Below are 17,914 nucleotides of genomic sequence, written 5' to 3'. Positions count from 1 at the left end.
AACACATGGAACAGCAGCGAAGCCTTACCCCGATCCTGGATTTTCTGGACCCCGCCGCGCTGGATTATACCCAGTGGCTGCAGGTGGGCATGGGCCTCAAGGAATCCGGCTATCCGCTGAGCCTCTGGGAGCAGTGGAGCCAGCGGGATGCCGGCCGCTATCATCCGGGGGAATGTGCCCGCAAATGGGAGGGCTTCGGCCGCTGCGGGGCAGCCCCGGTCACCGCAGGCGCCATCGTGCAGATGGCGCTGGACCGGGGCTATTCTCCCGCCGGGGAGGACTATGCCCTGGATTGGGACGACCTGATCGGCCCCGCCTCCGGCAGGCAGGCGTCCGAGCGCCCGCTGGTGGATAAAAACTGGGTGGAGGGCAGGGAGCTCTCCATCCCGGAGACGTGGGACCCGGCCAGCCAGCTGATCGATTACCTGCAGGCCCTCTTCGAGCCGGACGAGCTGGTGGGCTATGTGACCGAAAGCTGGCAGAAGGACGGCCGGTATGTGCCCACCAAGGGCTGTACCGACCGCACCGCCGGCCAGCTTATCGATGCGCTGCGTGCCTGTAAGGGGGACGTGGGCAGCGTTCTGGGCGACTATGACCCGAAGGTGGGCGCCTGGATTCGCTTCAACCCGCTGGACGGCAAGGGCGTGCGCAACGAGAATGTCACCGAATACCGGTTCGCGCTGGTGGAATCGGACTCCATGGAGCTGGAACGGCAGAACGCCATCATCCGGGAGCTGGAGCTGCCGGTGGCAGCGCTGGTCTACTCGGGCAAAAAGAGCCTGCACGCCATCGTTCACATCGACGCCGACAGCTACGAGGAATACCGCCGCCGGGTGGATTACCTCTACGCGGTCTGCAAGAAAAACGGCCTGACGCTGGACCAGCAGAACCGCAACCCCTCCCGCCTGTCCCGGATGCCGGGCGTGCAGCGGGGCGAAAACAAGCAGTATCTGCTGGATACCGGCATCGGCAAGCAAAATTTCGAGGAATGGAAGGAGTGGGTGGAAGCCTCCACCGACGACCTGCCGGACACCGAGGCCCTGGCGGATGTGTGGAACGACCTGCCGCCCCTTGCCCCGCCTCTGATCCGGGACGTGCTGCGCCAGGGCCATAAGCTGCTGCTGGCCGGCCCCTCCAAGGCGGGCAAGAGCTTTGCCCTCATCGAGCTGTGCATCGCCATCGCCGAGGGCCGCCCCTGGCTGGGCTTTGACTGTGCCCAGGGCCGGGTGCTGTATGTGAATCTGGAGCTGGACCGGGCCTCCTGCCTGCACCGCTTCCGGGATGTGTACAACGCCCTGGGCTGGCGGCCGGAGCATCTTGCCAATCTGGATATCTGGAACCTGCGCGGCCGCAGCGTCCCCATGGATCAGCTGGCCCCGCGCCTGATCCGCCGGGCGGCGAAGAAAGGCTACCTCGCCATCGTCATCGACCCGATCTATAAGGTGATCACCGGCGACGAGAATTCCGCCGACCAGATGGCCGCCTTCTGCAATCAGTTCGATAAGGTCTGTACCGAGCTGGGCTGCGCCGTGATCTATTGCCACCACCATTCCAAGGGCGCCCAGGGCGGCAAGCGCAGCATGGACCGGGCCTCCGGCTCCGGCGTGTTCGCCCGCGACCCGGATGCCCTTCTGGATTTGATCGAGCTGGAGATCTCTCCGGAGCTGCGCACCCAGCAGGAGAATGCCGCCGTGTGCGCGGTGTGTATGCAGGCGCTGCGCCGGGCAGGGAAGGAGAGCTCTGCCAGCCAGGACGACGCCTGCAGCGCATTGCAGATGCAGCTGGTCTGCGGCGAGCAGCTGGACGGCATGGAGCGGGCCAAGCTGGCGCTGGACATCGAACAGGCCCGCCGGGCCGCCGCCGGGCTTACTGCCTGGCGCATCGAGGGCACGCTGCGGGAATTTGCCCGCTTCCCGGCCATGAATCTCTGGTTCGACTTCCCGGTCCACCGGCAGGATACCACCGGCGTGCTGGGCGATCTGCAGCCGGATATGGAGACCAAGGGCGGCCGCACCAGCTGGAAGACCAATTTTAACAAACGCAAGACCGAGGGCCAGCGCAGGGAGGAGCGGAAAAGCTCGCTGGATACCGCCTTCGATGCCTGCAATATGGAGGGCAGACCGGTGGCCGTGTCGGAGCTGGCCCAGTACCTGGGCGTCACCGAAAAGACCGTCCGCAACCGGCTCAAGGAGCACGGCGGCTTCTGGGTGGACGGCGGCCAGGTCGGCCGGAAGTGATCCGCATACAAAAGAAACAAGCGAAAGGAGGTGAACCCAGCGATGGAGCTGGAATTTTTCCTTCCCATGATCCCGCCCACCGTCACCCATCAGGACAAGGGCCTGCGCGCCTGGCAAAAGGAGGGCAAAGCCCATGCGGTGCTGTACGATTCGCCTCAGCTGACCCAGGCAAGAGCCAAGCTGCATGCCCACCTTGCTCCCCACCGGCCCCAGAAGCCGATGCAGGGGGCGGTTCGGCTGGTGGTAAAGTGGTGTTTCCCCACCGGAAAGAGCCACAAAAACGGGAGCTATAAAACCACCAGGCCGGATACCGATAACCTGCAAAAGGCCCTCAAGGACGTGATGACCCAGCTGCACTACTGGAAGGATGACGCACAGGTGGCCAGCGAGATCTGCGAAAAGTTCTGGGCCGATGTGCCGGGCATCTACATCCATGCCCAGGAGCTGGAGCAGGGATGAACCGGCACGATGTGCGGCTGGCCCGCCTGTTGTACCGGCTGCTGTGTGCCGGGCTGCTCACAGGGGCCGTCGCCACCCTCATCCTGTCCGCCGCAGCCCTGCTGGGCGCTCTGCGCCTGCTGGCCTGGCTGCTTTAAACGAAAGGAGAAACGAAATGAGTAAACCTGTGAACATGAATGAACTGGCGAAAGAGATTCACGAAAACGCGGTCGAGCACGGCTGGTGGGAAGAGGAGCGCAGCTTCGGCGAGATCGTGGCCCTGTGCCACTCTGAGCTGTCCGAGGCGCTTGAAGAATACCGCGCCGGGCGGCCTATGGAGTATAAGCAGGTTAATATTGACTGCCAAATGTGTGATAATCGTCCTGTTATGCACAACGAAATTTGCTATGGATACGAATGCAAAGAAAGCCACAAGCCTGAGGGCATCGCCGTGGAGATGGCAGACTGCCTGATCCGAATCCTGGACTGGTTCGGAAAGGAAAATCTGGACGTTGACCGCATCGTACAGGAGAAGATGGAATATAACAAAAGCCGCCCCTACCGGCACGGGGGCAAGAAATTATGAACCGAATGCAGTGGGAGGCAGTTGTCCACAGGCTCCGGCAAATGGAAGAACGGCTGCCGGAGGGCAGCTTCGACCGGCTGGCTCTGGAACAGGCCCGAAAAGCGGCCCAAAGCAAAATCCCGGCCAAAGTCCGCTACGGCGGCGGTGCCTGGCGCTGCCCACGATGCAACGCTGTGGTTCGGCCTATGGCGAAGCACTGTGAGAATTGTGGGAAGCGATTGACTACTGTAAATGAAAGGAGAAGGAACGCATGAGGCTTGGTGATCTGGATCAGCTCATGGATCAGGTGGTCCGCAAGAAGGCTGATTGGAATAATCGAAAATATATGGAGGGATTTAACGACTGCATCCTGCGGGTGAGGTCGATGATCCATTCCGCCAAAACGATCGATCCCGAAAGCTTGCCGATTGTGCAGGAGCTTCGGGCAGAACTTGAGCGAACGGCAGTGGAACCGCTGTCTCACTTTGACAGAAGCAAATGGAAGCCGTGCAAGAGGTGCGGGGATGAAGATATGCTTCGAATGTGGGAACAGTGGGAAAGGCAGTACTGCACCCACTGCGGCCGCCCGCTCACCGATGCCGCATGGGAGATGCTGGAGAAGAGATTGGAGGAAAACAGGGATGACCAACCTTGAGCGCCGCGCCTTGATGGGAGAGAAGCAGGCACAGGAAGAATGCACCCTCCATGGCGTTGTGCTGGCGTGTCCGAAGTGCTTTAAGCCGGTAACGGTACGCGGCCCGGAGGATTGGCAGCCGACTTTTCACGACCCGGACAGCGGCGGCGACCCGTACTCCTTTGAGTGCAAATGTGGACTTGCTTTCAGCACATACAAATACGATTTCAAAGAGGCCCTTTCGGACTGGAACACCCGCCCGGCCCCACCGATTGGCCGCTGCGGGGAGTGCGATTCCATCTCGTTTTCCAGCATCGATCTGGGCCTGAAAACGAAGCCGCCGGCAGAACCGGCCGCCAAAGCCGGCCCGCCACAGAACAGGGGGCGGGCGCAGTGAAAGCCAGATACCTGACCACAAAGGAAAAGGCAGCCGCCCGCATTGCCGCCGAGTCGGTGCTGGACGCCCAGGTGGAGGACATCACCAACCGGGTCCAGTGCATGGTCTTTGCGGCCATGCTGAACGCGGGCCTGTCCGCAAGAACCGTCAACCGGGTAATCGACCAGCTGCCGGATGTGATCGACAGCTACGGCCGCCTGCGCAAGGAGAAGCTGGCCGATTACGATATGATCCAGAGCCTGATCGCCCGCGGCGTGAAGGTCCGCATGACCAAGGAGGAGCTATGAACCTGTGGGAATACCGCGACGCATTGAAAACCGTCCAGGCGGCCCGTGAGCGGCTGCTGGAGCTCAAATCCGAGCGCATCACCCAAAGCCTGTCCGGCATGCCGGCAGCCCGCAGCCGGGAGGAGGACCGGCTGGCCAGCCAGGCCGAGCGGATCGACGAGGCCCGCTGCCGGCTGGATGCCGCCAAGGTGGAAATGTACGCCGCCTATGCCAGGGTGGCAGCCGCCATCGCACCGGTGCAGGGCCGGGCGCACGAAATTCTGAACCTGCGCTACATCACCGGCCTGTCCATGGGCCAGATCGCCCGGGCGCTGCACCTGCCCCGGTCCACCGTCTACCGCCTGCACGACCGTGCGGTGCGGCAGCTTAAATAAAAAACTGCGTCGTTCTCGTAGGTAGATAGGGAACGGCGCAGTTCTTTTTATAAACTAATCCATTTGAATAGAGCAGCTATGATCGACTTTACAGCTTTTTAAAATCAAATTGAATGATAAATGTGGCAGATGGGCTGTTGAGTGTTTTTTTTCCATCCTCATAAACGGTCACTTCAAGGCTTCTTGAAAAATCTGAATCTAAATCTTTCTCAAGTATCGTAATAGTGTTCTCGTCAAATCCCACATCAGGGATACTGTCATCTTGCTCTGTACACGAGGCTGAAAGGGTCAAGCGGCTTCCGGCTTCGATATAGACAACGAGGCCGTCTTCTCCGATGGGATTTCTGTTTATCGCATAGTGATGTTCCCAATCCCCTCCAACGCCGGTATTAGTGAGCTTATATAGAGTAGTTGTTACAAGGTATTCTGCACCATTTCCAGATGCCTCCTCAGGAGACAAATCTATTACAATGGGGGAATCAGTTGGGTAGGAATTCGCAGGGGCCCAAAAGGTAAGAAGTGTTCCCAAAAAAGCGATGACGATGCCGCAAAACCATTCGAGCCTTCTTTTTCGGGAAGAACCTCTGGGCCTTTTCGCTGTATCAGTGGGCGGTGGTGCATCCGCAGAAGCGTCAGACTGCGGATTCTCTTTGCTTGGATCGGAGTGGTTTTCACCACGACATTCTCGCTCTGCATTGCCCTGATCGCGAGCGTTTAGCAAGAAATCATAGTCTCTTCTTCGCTGCTCATCGCGAAGAACGTTATATGCCTCAACTATTTTTTGGGTTTGTCTTTCCGCAAAGGCTTTATCTCCGGTATAGTAATCAGGATGAAATGCCTTTAACATGTTCCGGTATGCAGCTTTGATCTCATCCTGGGAGGCAGTTGGGCTAACACCCAGCACATCATAATGTGTCATAATTATGCCTCCTTTTCATAGTGATATAGCGATATGATCGCACAAACAATACTGCACAATTCAGCAAGGAACGATGCATTGACAATGCCTGCATACGCACAAGTCAAGATAACATAAATGCAAAACGCCTTGTTTGCAAAGCGATAGGATGCGTGTTTGGTTATTTTGTTCGCCGCGAAAGACGCCAGAAAAATCGGAATTCCGTTCAGGAGCAGTGCTCCTGTTATTATCGTACCTCGAGGGTATTCCAAAATGTTTCCAATCACGGGAACAGATAAAAGATAGTTCAATACCGGGGTTAGAACTAGAAAAAGTACTAACCACAAAATATACGCTGCAAGAATTCCAAACAGGTTCAGAAAAAATGCTTTTATGCTTGTTTTTAGACCGGATTCCATACAATACACCACTTTACGATTTTTGATAATTATGACACATCCGAATAACAATAGCAAGAATGCAGACGAAAAAAGTGTTGACTTTTTGGAGTTCAATAAATATAATTGAATTATCGGAGTTCAGAAAGTGGGGTGAAAAGATGTCTCCGAGAACCGGGAGGCCAAAGTCTGAAAGCCCGAGAACAAACCAGATAAGCACGAGAATGACGGATGAGGAGCTCAAACGCCTCGATGATTATTGCGCGAAGCATGAGAAAGAACGTGCAAGTACCGTGCGAGCTGCCGTTATCGAGTTTTTGGATAGGCACGAAAAAAAATAAAGAACAACCCGCCCACGCCGTAGGAAGCAAAGCGAGTTGTTCTCCACATCCAGAAGTTACCTTCCGGTAAATCTATTCTACCACAGAGGGTGACTTCTTACAAGCAACGAAAGGAAGTCACTATACATTATGGATTTAAAAAATTTGTTGATGCATCAGCCATGCTCAACTCTCCAGTACAAAGAAGCCAGACAAGCAGCAGAAATCTGCTATTCCCACATCAAACAGGGGAATCCTTTTTTTGCATTAGATTTGGCTATCGGTTACGGAATCATGTTGGGAAAGCACTTAGCCCGTGGCGGGGAAGGTGGGGTGTGCAATGAATGATAAGCGTTGTAGTAAACTTGACCAAGATAAGAACGGAATGCTTGAGCAGAGGATTCAGTTACTGCAAGAAAAGGCAACCAGGGCCGCATTTGACGCAGGTTTTGCGATGGGCCAGCAGCACGCAGTTGCACATGAAGCCGGCATCCAAACCTTCTCACATGCTTCGTTTGGAACTGTGCGAACAGTGGAGCAGGATGGTAAGGTACTGTTCTGCGGCAGGGATGTTGCAACGGCGCTTGGGTACACGAATACTAATAAAGCGTTGGCTGATCATTGCAAAAGCGATGGGGTAACGAATCGTTACCCCATCTGCGACAGTCTGGGACGCACGCAGGAAGCACGCTTCATCACGGAAGGCGATGTTTATCGGCTCATTACCCACAGCCGCCTGCCTGCTGCCGAACAGTTCGAACGCTGGGTGTTCGACGAGGTGTTGCCGGAAATCAGAAAAACCGGTGGTTATGGCCGGCAAAATACCGTGGAGAACGAGCTTTTGAATCAGATTCTGGAAAATCAGAAGCATATCCTTGCTCTGCTCAAGGCGGGAAACACCGCCCCAAAACAGCTCGTTTCCCATTCCATGCGGGGAAGGGAAATGCTGGTCGCAAGCAGATACTCCGCCTATCAAAGCGGACTGGAACAAAATCCGGAACTGAGAAAGCTGATTCTTAGCCACTGTAAAAACTATTCCGAGTTTGCGCTTCGAATGGGCTGGTGGCAGGCGAAAGTCCATAAATTGCTTTGTGGGCAAAAACCTTTGTATCTGGACGAAGCCCAGAAGATTGCAGGCGTGTTGAATGTGTCTGTTGATGCCGTGGTGGATGCGGCCCAATTTGAACAGATCTGAATAAGAAATACCCCCGGCCGCTGGAAGAAATTCCTCAGCAGCCGGGGGTATTTTCATCCGATTACTTCGTAGAGCCGCTCAGCCTGGGCACGGGAATACCCGGCCTCCATCAGCGCCTCCAGGGTGTTCTGCTTTTTACTGCCGGGAATGGTCTTCCCGGCACTGTTTTTGTCGCCGGTCACATCCCCGGCAATCTCCTTCGCCACAAGGTAGGGGATCACCGCGTCGGCGCCGCCGTCCAGGTAAGCCTGCATCATGGCTTCGGTGGCGGTCAGATCCCCGCTGTTCACCGCCGTCTGGAAGTCCTCCTCCAGCTGGGGGATCACCTGGGTCTTGGCCATGGTGTTCGCCAGCGAGTAAACGCCTTCCAGCACCGCGGCCTGTCCGGCAGGCTCCAGCGCCTCAAAGGGCGCATAGCCCTCCAGCGCCTCCACCATGTCAGCGGAGGTCTGGCCCTTCACCTGCTTGCCCAGGGTGAACTGCTGCGCATCCAGCACCACCTTCTCGCCGTTCACGGTGAAGGAGCTGTTCAAAAGCGCCGGCAGCGCGGCCGCGTCGCCGGTGGTCCCGTAGATCTGCTCCACCAGCCGGTCCGCGTCGGTGGTCCGGTCCGGGCTGTAATACCCGGGCGAAAGCATCCCGTAGGCAAGGCGGCCGAGTGTGCTGCCGCCCGGGTTCTCCTGGGTGCGGCCCCACACATCCACATAGGGCGGGTTCTGCTCCGAAAGACCGGGAATCCGGTTCGTGATCCGCTGGGCAGCCTCCCAAAGCCCGCCCTCCGCTCCCTGCCGGTCGGAGTAGGGGGTGCGCCGCACCGGGTCCATGGCTCGGGCAAGCTGTCCGCTCAGGGTGGGAATGCCCTGGGTGGCAAAGTTGCTGACCGCCTGTCCGGCCGCTGCCGTCACCGGGTTAGACCCGGCATAGGTGGCCGACTGAATGGCACTGTTGATGCCGCTGAGCATGGTGGTGTCGAACAGCGGCTCAGTGATGTTGCCCATGGCGGTCAGGAATTCGTTGAAGCCGAAGCCTTCCTGCTCACTGGCGTGGAAGGCCTCCACACCGGCCAGAAGTGCCATCACCGCGGGGCCTGCCCAGTCAATGGTGTAGGTGCCGCCGGGCAGGTTGATAGAGTAATCCTGCCAGCCGCCCGCTGCCTTAAAGTCCCGCTCCTTTTTGTTCTCCGGGGCAACGCCGTTCACCAGTCCCTGGCTTGCCAGGAAGGCGCCCAGCGCCATGATGCCGGTGCCGGTCAAGCCCTGGGCCAGGTTGTCGATCATCTCTGCTGCACTCATCCGGCCCATCCGCATCAGGGCGGTGTCCAGAGTCATCGCCTTCACCAGCCCCGCCGGGCTGTAGGCAAGGCCCCGCTTGATGATGTTCAGCGGCGTGGTCTTGAAGGGGACCAGTCCGCCCACAAACAGCTTGGTGCCCAGGTTGGTGCGTTCCAGTCGGCTCAGTGCCTGCGCCAGGCTGTTCGCCTCGGTGTAGGTGGCCCGCTTGGCCTCCTCAATGGCGTAGGCCCTGGCCTTGTCCAGCACCGCACCCTCCGCGGTTTTCGGGTCAATGCGGTTGGCCTTCAGGTATTGGGCCAGGCTGTCCGTGTATGCGGTTTTCTTGAACAGGGTATCCTCGGCACTCAGCGCCCCGCTGTTGGCCTTGTAAAGACGGCTGGCCGCCCCTGCGGCGGTGTCCGCCGCCTTGCGGGCGATCCGCTGGGGCAGTGGACTGGAAGCAGCGGTGCCCCAGCTGCCGTTCACCTTGAAGGGGTCCTTCAGCTGTTCAATGATCTGCCGGTCGTTGTATTTCTGGCTGCCGTCCAGAATGGCGGCCACGTTGTCCAGATCCTGCCGGGCGAATTCCTTCAGGGCCCGGTCTGCGCTGTCCAGCGGGTTCAGAACGCTCTTGGTTCGCTGTCCGGCAGGCACAAAGGTGGGCTCCAGCGCCGCGCCGATCATGTTTTTCAGCCTGCGCACCGGGATGTTGATGGCGTTGGAGGCCACGTTCCGAATGTGGGTGGCGGGGTTTGCCAGCATGGCAAGGTAGCGCCAGGCGTTCCACCGGTCGGCCCAGGTGGCAGGCAGCTGATCCGCAATGTTCCGGTAGATGGCCAGCAGCGCCTCGTCCTGCTCCTTCTGGCTGCCCGCCTTCATCAAAGCGTCCGCCAGCTCGCCGGGAATCGAGATGTTACCGAACTGGCTGCCGTACTGATCCACCAGCTCCTTCTTGAAGCTCTCCAGTGTCTGCTGGGCATAGTAGAGCTTGCCCTCCGGGGTCATCCGCTTCAGCAGCCGCTGGGCCTGCAGGTTCTGGCCCGCCTCGGTGGCGATCCGGGCAAGGTCGCCGGCCAGCTTCATGGCGGTCTCGGTGTCGCCGTTCTCCGTCGCCAGGGTATACAGCACCTGTCCCTTGGCAATGCCTGCCTTGGAGGGGGCGCTGCCGTCATTCATAAGGCTTTTCCAGGCATCCAGCTCCTTTTGGTAGCCGTTTTGCTGAATGGCCTGCACCGCCTCGTTCACGACCTGCCGGTCTCTGGCCACATCGTGGGAGAACAGCCCATCCGCCACCGCCTTTTCATACAGAGGAATCATCTCATCCGGTGTCTGGGGTGCCTCCATCAGGGTGCGCACGCCCACGCTTACCCGGTCGGTTCCGTTCGTGCTCACCGGCACATCCACCACCCGGGCAGCGTTTTCGCCGGGGGCGATGGTGCCGTATTCCGCCTGCATGCCCGCGTAGCTGGCAGGGTCGTGCTTTTTGGCGCCGATGCTGGCCGGCGGCAGGTTCAGGCTTTCCTTGAAGGCACGGCGGGAGTTTTCCAGCATCCCGTCAAAATCATCCACCCAAGCAAAATCATTAAATCCGGTCAGTGTCGGGTTTTCCTTGAATTCGTGAAAATAGGCTGCCAGTTCCCGGTTTACCTTGTCCAGATCGTCCAGGTTGGTCAGATCAAGCGCCCCATCAAAATATTTGTCATTGATGATTCTGGCTGCGTCCTGATAATCCTCATCCAGAAAATCGAGGCTGGAAAGGAATGTGTCATAATACTCCTGCGCACTTTTTTCGCCACGGTTCAGAGCAACGTGAAAATCTTCGTGCGCCATAGTATCCCCAGGGTCAAAATCAGTACCTTTCCAGATGTACACAGTACCGTCCGGTGCTGTAGCCGCATCGCTCAGCTGTCGGGTCATTCCGTCCTTGTTGACCAGAAGCGGCTGATCGGTCAAAACGAATGCCTGCCCGCGAGCAGTATATTCTTCTGCAATCCTTCGGGCGTTATCACCGGCCTGATCCATTTCCACTGGGGTATATGCAAACGAGGTCTGTTTCAGCCTGCCCAGCTTCATGCCGGAGGCCTCTGCCTGCTTTACGAATTCTTCTGCCGTTTGCTGGAAGGGCGCTCGATCCCGTTTTCCTTCAAATATTGTTCGAAGTCCCGGAGCATCTCCATCTGCTGCTGCACGGTGATCCGTCTGCCCAGCCCGCGCTGTGCTCTCCACTGAGCTGCGAAGGGGTGGCTGTACTTCTCGTCGAACTCCCTCGCCTCCAGGCATTCCTTCTGGTACTCCGCCCACTCCTCGTCGCTCATCCGCGGACGCCCTATATGGTCTGCGATCATATCCGGCAGTCCCCGATAAGGCTGCTTCGCCATCGTTCATCGCCCTTTCTGTCGATTCTATGGCTTTATCATACCGTTCGGGGAGATTCGTGTCAATTCCGCGGCCCAGTGCCCTGCGGGTGGCGCTGCTGGTCTCGGGCAGCCTGATGCCGGTCGCCTGTTCAAAGGCAGCCCGGTGAACGCCGCCTGGCTTCAGAGCGTCCATCTGGCGGCTGGTCATGGTCCCGTTCCGGAAGGCCTCCACCAGCTGGTCCACTTCGCTTTTTTGGCCCACCGGGGCCGAACCGGCGGCTGTGGCGGGGGAGGGCAGCGCCTTCGCCGTGTCCAGCGCATCCGTAGTATTTTTTGCAGCGCGCGCCGCTGCTTCGGCGGCGTTTTGGGTGCCGCTGCGCATCCCGCGCAGGGCATGTCTTCCCGCGCTCCATAAGTAAGGAATCTCTTCGCCCACCACGTTCAGGGCGGCGTTCACGCCCAGATTTTTCATTGTGGAGGCGGCGATCTGTCCGGCGCTCTTTCCATCCCGCACATCCCGGGCAAGGCTGGGCGCAGTGTCCATCACCAGGTCCGCCGCCTGTCCCGCCAGCATGGAGGCGATGCCCTCTGCGCCAAAGGCCTGCCCCAGCACCGGGATCTGCTGCAGTGCCTTTGCGCCCCGGGTCCCGGCCAGCGCCGTGCCCGCTTTTTGCAAGGCAGGGATCTGTGCCGCCGCCGGGGCCACCAGCGCGTAACCGGCCAGGCTGCCGCCGATCTGGCCGCCCAGAGTCCCGATGGGGTTCTGGGTCCGGGCATCCTGCACTGCATCGTCCCCGGTGCTGCCGCCGCTCATAAGGTCCGCCAGCGCCGGAATGCCAAAGGCCTCCGCCGCGCCGGTCATCACGTTGGCAATGGGGCTGATCTTGTTGGCCAGCCGCTGCATCTGGCGGCTGTATTCCTGCTGCTGGGCGTCGGGCTGCTGGCCGCTCTTTTCCAGCTCCCACATGGCCGCGCTGTTTTCCCCGATCAGCCTGCGGGCGTCGGCCTTCTCCTCCCGGCTCAGCCGGTACCCGTCCGAGAGCCAGGTGTCCAGCTGCCGGGCCTGCTCTTCGTCCGGCCGGCTGCCAGTCAGGGAGGAGGTTTCCACCTTTGCGGGAGTGGCCGCCGGTTCGCTCGTTTTCTGTTTCGTCTGCTGCAAAAAGTCCGCCCCCGCCGCGGGCCGCGTTTTGGGCGAAGCGGTCGGGGAATGAGAGGAAGCGGAACTTCGGCGGGAAAAGGAAACGGAGGAGGAAGCAGACGAGAAAGCGGGGGCGCTGGGCTTATCCGGGATCTGTTCCAGCCGTTCCACCGTTTCGCTGCGCCGCTTTTCCAGTGCGTTCAGGTCATATCGTGCCATGTCGCTCCCCCTCACATTGTCAGTTGATGCCCATCTGATTCAGAATGTCCAGAATGTCCTGGTTGGAAACGCCGCTCAGCATCAGCGCGTCCACCACGTCGTCCGGGTTCTGGTAGCTGGAATATACCTGCTGGGCCAGCCGGTACGCGTTACTGCCGGAGCCGGCCGCGTCCGCCTGCCGGGTCGAAACGCTGCGGGTCGAATTTCCGGCCGAATAGCTCTGGGCTGCCGCCTTCTGGGCCGCCGCGGCCTGCGCCTTTTGAATGTCACTCAGTTGGCTCAGGTAATCCTGGCTCAGGGCAAACTGCTGGTCGTAGTTTACGCTGGCCGCGTCCGCAATGGCGTTCGCCAGATTCTGCTCCAGCTGCATCTCGTAGGCCAGCTTTGCCGCCTCGGCGTCGCTCAGCTGGCCGTTGTAGCTCTGCAGGGCACTGGCCTTGCTGGAATCGTAGCTGTTTTTCAGGCTGGCCAGGTTGTCGTTCCGGCCGCTGTCGATGGTATTCCGGCTGTTGCCGTACTCGTTGTACAGCCCGGCCATGGTACTTTCAGCGGCGCCGCCGGAAAGTCCCTGGGCGCTCATCTGCTGGCCCAGGTCCCGCTTGCTCATCATGTAGTTGATGTAGGCCTGCTGCTGGGCGTTGTCCGCCTGCTTGTTCACACCGTCCACGCCCAGGTTGTAGTCGTTTTCCAGTGTGCCCAGGGTGGATTCATAGTTCTGCTTCAGCCCGCTCAGCTGGTTCTGGTAGGCGCTGCCCAAAGCTGCCATGTTCCGGTCATAGGCAGCCTGTGCGGCCTCCCGCTTGCGGCGCTCTGCCTCCTCCGCCGCCCGGCGCTGCTCCTCATAGATGGCCTGCAGCTGCGCCTGATACGCGGCGTAGGGGTCATAGGCGGGGGTCGATGCGCCGCCACCGCCGGAAGAGCCACTGGAAGAGCCTTTAGAAGAACTCCCACCGCTGCTGGAGGAGCTGTTCGGCTTTCTTCCCAGGCCGCTGTAGGTGCTGTGCCCGTAGCTGCCCGGCTTGTAGCTCTCGTTGATCTGCTTTTTCTGTTCGCTGGTCAGGCCGCCCCGGCTTCCGCCCAGAACCCAGTCCGCCAATGCCATACCGATCTCTCCTTTCCTGATGCCAGCCCCCGCCATAAGGGCAGGGGCCGGCTCTGCGTTACTGCTTCAGCTGCTTGGCGATCTGATCGGCACCGGTTGCCGCCAGACCGCTCACAATGCCCACCGCCACGGCGGTAATGGGGTCAGCCGCCGGGAACTCGGGCATAACATACATGCCCGCCACACCCAGCACCGCACCGGCCATGCCGCACACGATGGGAATGATTTTGTTGTTGTTCCAGGGGGTGGCCTTGACCACCAAACCCACCAGATAGCAGATCACCACGATACCGGCCACGCCGGTGATGCCCATAAATTCCATTGTTAATCCTTCCTTTCCAGAATCGTGATGCGGGTCTCATGATCGTTGAGCGTCGCATCCTGTTCATCGTTGTGTTTCCACAGGCGGCGGTGGCCTTCGGTGTTGTTCTGTTCCTGCTGGGTCTGCCGGTCCCGCAGCCCTTCCACCAGGGTGGAGAGCTTGGTGAGGGTGCTGTTCAGCCGAATCACCGGCGCCCCCACCGAAAGAAACAGCCCGGCCACCACCACCAGCACCCCAACTACGCCCCATTCATCCATCGGCTTCACCTCACTGAGCCAGCGCCGCGCCGGCCTTTTCCAGCTTGTCCAGCACCTGCTGGGCGGCGGGGTCCTCCAGAGCCTGCTGCACCAGGTCCAGCTTTTCCAGCACCCGGTCCAGCTTGCCGTCCAGCTTTGCCAGCATAAACATGACCTCGTCAAACTCCATATCCGGCACGTCCGGGTTTTCGGGAGTCTCCGGCTCCTCGGGTTCCTCAGGGGGCAGATAGTCCTCCACACCTAGGCCCAGCGCCTGGGCTTTGGCCGCCACCTGCTTCCGGTCACCCTTACTGGCCGGGCCAATGACGATGTAGTCGCCTGCATCAAAGTGGGGCAGATTCAGGCTCTCAGCCAGTGCCGCCATAGTCTTGCGGTCGCCGCCGCTCACGGGGCCAATTTTCAGAGTATCGCTGTACATGGTATTTTCCTCCTTTTCAAAACCATTCTTTCCTGCTGCCCGGATGAGAGCAGGAAAGTCCACATAGGCCCGGTTGCAGTCCACCCGGCCGCCGATCCCGGCCACGGTGCCGCTGCTGGTGTACTGGTGCATGTCCCGCTGGATGGTCTGATCCGGATTTGCCCGGTAATCCGCCAGCCACACGGTGTCGCAGTGCTGCCGGATGCTGCCAAGATCCACACTGGGCATCCATGCGGTATAAGAGTAATAACCCTTGTACCACGCTGCGCCCATAGCATCGAAGAAGGCCAGCGCGCAGGCGGTGCGCTGCGCCGCCGGGATGCTGCCGTCTTCATGGTCGAAGTACACCGGATACTCGAACTGTTTGCCCGCCAGCACCTTGGCAAACAATCGGCCTTCAGTGGCCGCGTCCGCCTGGGTGGTCGCGTAGCTGTACCAGTACGCACCAACCGGAATGCCCAGCCGCTTGCACTCGGCATAGTTGCGGGCCCACTGGGCATCCACCTGGCTTTCGTAGCGGCCGTACCCGGCCCGCAGAATGGCAAACTGCACACTGGGGTCCGCTGCCACTGCATCCCAGTTGATGGTGCCCTGGTGCTTGCTCACATCGATGCCGTGGGCAAGGGCAGGGGAGGCGCGCACCAGCAGCACCGGCGCAGGCTTTTCCTCCAGCGTCCAGCCCATCTGCTCCAGATACGCCTGGATTTCACAGCATTCTTTGGCATGGTCCGCCAGCAGCAGTTCTACGGCCGCATCGCTCAGGCCTTCCACCGCTGCGATCTGCTCCGCATTCATACCAGATACGAAGCTTTTGCAGATTTCTCTGATTCGTTCCTGTGTGATGTTCATGCAATCCCCTCAATCTGATAAATGTTGAACTCAGTGTTGTTTTTGGTCACGCCGCTGGTGCTCAGCCGCAAGCTCAGCAAGTTCGATAATGTAATGCTGCCGCCGGTGGAATTGCGGGAGATCGTGGCAGAGGTTGCGTTGATATAGCTGTCCGAGTTGTTCGCAAAAAACGCAATTGCACTGCCATCTTTCGGTACGTTTTTGATGATGGCCTTGCCAAAGTTGGAGCTGAGCTGGATCAGCGTGTAATCATCCCATCCGGCAGGAGTGTTGATCGACCCCGTTTTCCAGGCCAGACCGCTCGCCAGAGTTTTCGTGTGCCCCTTGGGAATCGCGCCCACATCCTCTGCACTGGGGGTCCAGCTGTCCGGGCGTGCGCCAACGTCCGAGGCAGTCAGCTTTTTGCCGCCCACCTTTCCGTTGTTGTTGACCAGCACATGACCATTCTCAAACCCGCTGGTGGACGTTTCGGAGCTCACCTCATTGGGCCCTGCCGGACCCTGGGGGCCGCGCACGTTGCCCAGCAGCAGTTTCTGTTCCGCCATCTTTTATCCTCCTTTACGAATAACTCACATACAGGTTTCCCTCTTCGTCCAGCTCGAAGGAGGGGGCTTTCCCATCCGCTCCGGCCGGTCCGGTGGGACCCTGCGGGCCCTGGGCGCCGGTATCGCCCTTTGCGCCCTGGGCGCCGGTGTCCCCCTTGGGTCCCTTCAGGGTGGCCACATAGGCCCATTTTGCCACCGATGCAGCGCCGCCCAGGGTACACTTGTACACATAGTTGGTGCTGCTGTTCATGTACATGTCTCCCACAATGGCGCTGCTTACGCCGCTGCCGGAAAACACGGTGCCCGTGGTGCTGGTTCCGGTGATGCCGGTGCCGGTGTACCAGGTGCTGCCCCGGGTGCCGGCCGGTCCCTGTGCGCCGGTGGAGCCGGTCGCACCCCGTTCACCCTGCGGGCCTTGGGGTCCTGTGTCTCCCTTGGGCCCCTGCGCACCGGTATCGCCTTTCGGGCCCTGCGGGCCGGTATCGCCCTTGGGGCCTTTGATGTTGCCCAAAAGCTGCCGTTCTGCCATCTTTCATCCTCCTTTACTCGTACCGCACATACAGGTCTCCATTTTCCTCCAGCTCCAGCGCCGGGGTGGGCCCGCGCAGGCCGGTCACATTGCCCAGATCCAGCTTCTGGCCGTCCTGTAAGGTATAAACCAGATGTCCGTCCTCGATGGAAAGGGGAGGGGGCTCTCCCGCGCCGTAGTAGACCGAAAGATTACCGCTTTCGTCCACGTCCATCTTGAAAAAGCCCGGGTCTCCCTTGGGGCCGGTCTCACCCGGGTCGCCCTTTTCGCCCTGTGGGCCGGGGCTGCCCTGGGGGCCTGTTTCGCCCTGTGGGCCGGCAGGCCCCTGGGGGCCCTGCACACCGGTATCACCCTTTTCGCCTTTCGGGCCCTGTGGTCCTGTCTGCCCCTGCGGTCCGGTGGGCCCCTGCGGTCCCCGCTCGCCGGTGTCTCCTTTTACACCCTGTACACCCTGCACACCCTGCGGCCCTCGAATATTGCCCAGATTGATCTGCACCTCGTCCGATACGGTGTAGATCAGGTTCTTGTCCCCGTCGATGGAGAAGGGCGGCGTGGGTTCGCCGTCGTTGTGCTGCAAAAACACGTTGCCTTCCTCGTCCACGGTCAGGGCAAACAGGCCGGGGTCCAGGTCGGTCACTACGCCGCCGGGGCCGGGAGGACCTTCCGGTCCGGGCAGGCCGTATACCACGGTTGCGTCGCTGTCCGGGTCATCCTCCACCTGAGTGAACTTGAAGCGCAGCTTGCGCCGCTGGGTGTAGGTGTTGTCCAGACCGTCCTCGATCACATGGCCCCGGCTGGACGCCACCGTGAACTTGCTGCCGTCGGTGCTTACCTCCAGCTCGCCGAAGGAATTGAGCCGGATCTTCTTCACGTCGTCGCTGATCACCCGCTTGAGCAGCTCCGCGCCCAGCGCAGCCAGTACCGCGTTCAAATTGCTGGCGGTCCCTTCCGGCACACCATCCGGCACAGTTACGGTGATCCCGTCCGCACCACCGCCCTCGTTCAGAGCGTCTACCAGCGCGTTGAAGGCAGGCACAATGATCTCCCGGGGGATCTCGTCCAGAATCCGCTGCATCTCAGCGGTATCCACGCCTGGGGTATCCGGGCGGCCCACGTTGCCCTTACCCTTCAGGTCACTGTCCTCGATCCGTTTGAATGCCATTT

General features: G+C 59.8%; 19 protein-coding genes. 10 read left to right on the top strand and 9 right to left on the bottom strand.

Annotation, left to right across the window (positions count from 1 at the left end):
- Positions 1 to 5: 5 nt before the first annotated feature.
- The 8 genes from B5G03_RS07145 (at position 6) to B5G03_RS07110 (ending at position 4,932) form a co-directional block, all read left to right on the top strand.
- The gene (locus B5G03_RS07145; protein WP_087181051.1) at positions 6 to 2,237 is read left to right on the top strand and encodes an AAA family ATPase; all 2,232 of its coding nucleotides are present in this window, start codon (positions 6 to 8) and stop codon (positions 2,235 to 2,237) included.
- A gap of 42 nt (positions 2,238 to 2,279) precedes the next feature.
- Entirely contained in the window at positions 2,280 to 2,696 is a 417-nt protein-coding gene (locus B5G03_RS07140; protein ID WP_087181050.1) for a RusA family crossover junction endodeoxyribonuclease, read from the top strand.
- A complete protein-coding gene (locus tag B5G03_RS17385) occupies positions 2,693 to 2,833 on the top strand; it encodes a hypothetical protein (RefSeq protein WP_162613363.1) in 141 nt (46 codons plus the stop codon). Before B5G03_RS07140 ends, B5G03_RS17385 begins: the two co-directional genes overlap by 4 nt.
- A gap of 17 nt (positions 2,834 to 2,850) precedes the next feature.
- Positions 2,851 to 3,261, top strand: a complete 411-nt coding sequence (locus B5G03_RS07135; protein ID WP_087181049.1) for a nucleoside triphosphate pyrophosphohydrolase family protein — start codon at positions 2,851 to 2,853, stop codon at positions 3,259 to 3,261.
- A 250-nt stretch (positions 3,262 to 3,511) separates the two neighbouring features.
- A complete protein-coding gene (locus tag B5G03_RS07125; protein ID WP_087181047.1) occupies positions 3,512 to 3,895 on the top strand; it encodes a hypothetical protein in 384 nt (127 codons plus the stop codon).
- Positions 3,882 to 4,271, top strand: coding sequence for a hypothetical protein (locus B5G03_RS07120; protein ID WP_087181046.1), 390 nt, complete (start codon positions 3,882 to 3,884; stop codon positions 4,269 to 4,271). Before B5G03_RS07125 ends, B5G03_RS07120 begins: the two co-directional genes overlap by 14 nt.
- A complete protein-coding gene (locus B5G03_RS07115) occupies positions 4,268 to 4,558 on the top strand; it encodes a hypothetical protein (protein WP_087181045.1) in 291 nt (96 codons plus the stop codon). The genes B5G03_RS07120 and B5G03_RS07115 overlap by 4 nt, the downstream gene beginning before the upstream one ends.
- Entirely contained in the window at positions 4,555 to 4,932 is a 378-nt protein-coding gene (locus tag B5G03_RS07110; protein WP_087181044.1) for a sigma factor-like helix-turn-helix DNA-binding protein, read from the top strand. The genes B5G03_RS07115 and B5G03_RS07110 overlap by 4 nt, the downstream gene beginning before the upstream one ends.
- 88 nt (positions 4,933 to 5,020) lie before the next feature.
- On the opposite strand, the gene B5G03_RS07105 is transcribed toward B5G03_RS07110, so the two are convergent.
- Positions 5,021 to 5,851, bottom strand: coding sequence for a J domain-containing protein (locus tag B5G03_RS07105; RefSeq protein ID WP_087181043.1), 831 nt, complete (start codon positions 5,849 to 5,851; stop codon positions 5,021 to 5,023).
- Positions 5,852 to 6,698: 847 nt separating this feature from the next.
- Between B5G03_RS07105 and B5G03_RS07095 the strand changes: the two genes are divergently transcribed.
- Together B5G03_RS07095 and B5G03_RS07090 are read left to right on the top strand one after the other, a co-directional pair.
- Positions 6,699 to 6,896, top strand: a complete 198-nt coding sequence (locus tag B5G03_RS07095; protein ID WP_087181041.1) for a hypothetical protein — start codon at positions 6,699 to 6,701, stop codon at positions 6,894 to 6,896.
- Between the two features lie 106 nt (positions 6,897 to 7,002).
- Positions 7,003 to 7,743, top strand: coding sequence for a BRO-N domain-containing protein (locus tag B5G03_RS07090; protein WP_087181149.1), 741 nt, complete (start codon positions 7,003 to 7,005; stop codon positions 7,741 to 7,743).
- A 53-nt stretch (positions 7,744 to 7,796) separates the two neighbouring features.
- Here the strand turns inward: B5G03_RS07090 and B5G03_RS07085 are convergent, their stop codons facing one another.
- The 8 genes from B5G03_RS07085 to B5G03_RS18000 are packed head-to-tail and all read right to left on the bottom strand — an operon-like array spanning position 7,797 to position 17,912.
- The gene (locus tag B5G03_RS07085) at positions 7,797 to 12,728 is read right to left on the bottom strand and encodes a hypothetical protein (RefSeq protein WP_087181040.1); all 4,932 of its coding nucleotides are present in this window, start codon (positions 12,726 to 12,728) and stop codon (positions 7,797 to 7,799) included.
- 19 nt (positions 12,729 to 12,747) lie between these two features.
- Positions 12,748 to 13,830, bottom strand: coding sequence for a hypothetical protein (locus B5G03_RS07080; RefSeq protein WP_087181039.1), 1,083 nt, complete (start codon positions 13,828 to 13,830; stop codon positions 12,748 to 12,750).
- A gap of 58 nt (positions 13,831 to 13,888) precedes the next feature.
- Entirely contained in the window at positions 13,889 to 14,152 is a 264-nt protein-coding gene (locus B5G03_RS07075; RefSeq protein ID WP_087181038.1) for a phage holin family protein, read from the bottom strand.
- A 2-nt stretch (positions 14,153 to 14,154) separates the two neighbouring features.
- Positions 14,155 to 14,409: a hypothetical protein gene (locus tag B5G03_RS07070; RefSeq protein ID WP_087181037.1), complete on the bottom strand. Its 255-nt coding sequence runs from the start codon at positions 14,407 to 14,409 to the stop codon at positions 14,155 to 14,157.
- Between the two features lie 10 nt (positions 14,410 to 14,419).
- On the bottom strand, positions 14,420 to 15,676 hold the full coding sequence (locus B5G03_RS07065; RefSeq protein WP_087181036.1) for a glycoside hydrolase family 25 protein: 1,257 nt from the start codon (positions 15,674 to 15,676) through the stop codon (positions 14,420 to 14,422).
- Complete coding sequence (locus B5G03_RS07060; protein ID WP_087181035.1) at positions 15,673 to 16,221, bottom strand: hypothetical protein; 549 nt, start codon at positions 16,219 to 16,221, stop codon at positions 15,673 to 15,675. The genes B5G03_RS07065 and B5G03_RS07060 overlap by 4 nt, the downstream gene beginning before the upstream one ends.
- A 13-nt stretch (positions 16,222 to 16,234) precedes the next feature.
- Positions 16,235 to 16,750 carry a collagen-like domain-containing protein gene (locus B5G03_RS07055; RefSeq protein WP_087181034.1) on the bottom strand — a complete coding sequence of 172 codons (516 nt, stop codon included), beginning with the start codon at positions 16,748 to 16,750 and terminating at the stop codon, positions 16,235 to 16,237.
- Between the two features lie 13 nt (positions 16,751 to 16,763).
- Positions 16,764 to 17,912 carry a hypothetical protein gene (locus B5G03_RS18000; RefSeq protein WP_275539299.1) on the bottom strand — a complete coding sequence of 383 codons (1,149 nt, stop codon included), beginning with the start codon at positions 17,910 to 17,912 and terminating at the stop codon, positions 16,764 to 16,766.
- Positions 17,913 to 17,914: the final 2 nt, after the last annotated feature.

Source organism: Gemmiger sp. An50, assembly GCF_002161595.1.
Lineage (GTDB): Bacteria > Bacillota > Clostridia > Oscillospirales > Ruminococcaceae > Allofournierella.
The sequence above is the reverse complement of the archived record's forward strand: the minus strand, read 5'-3'. Positions and strand labels throughout refer to the sequence as shown.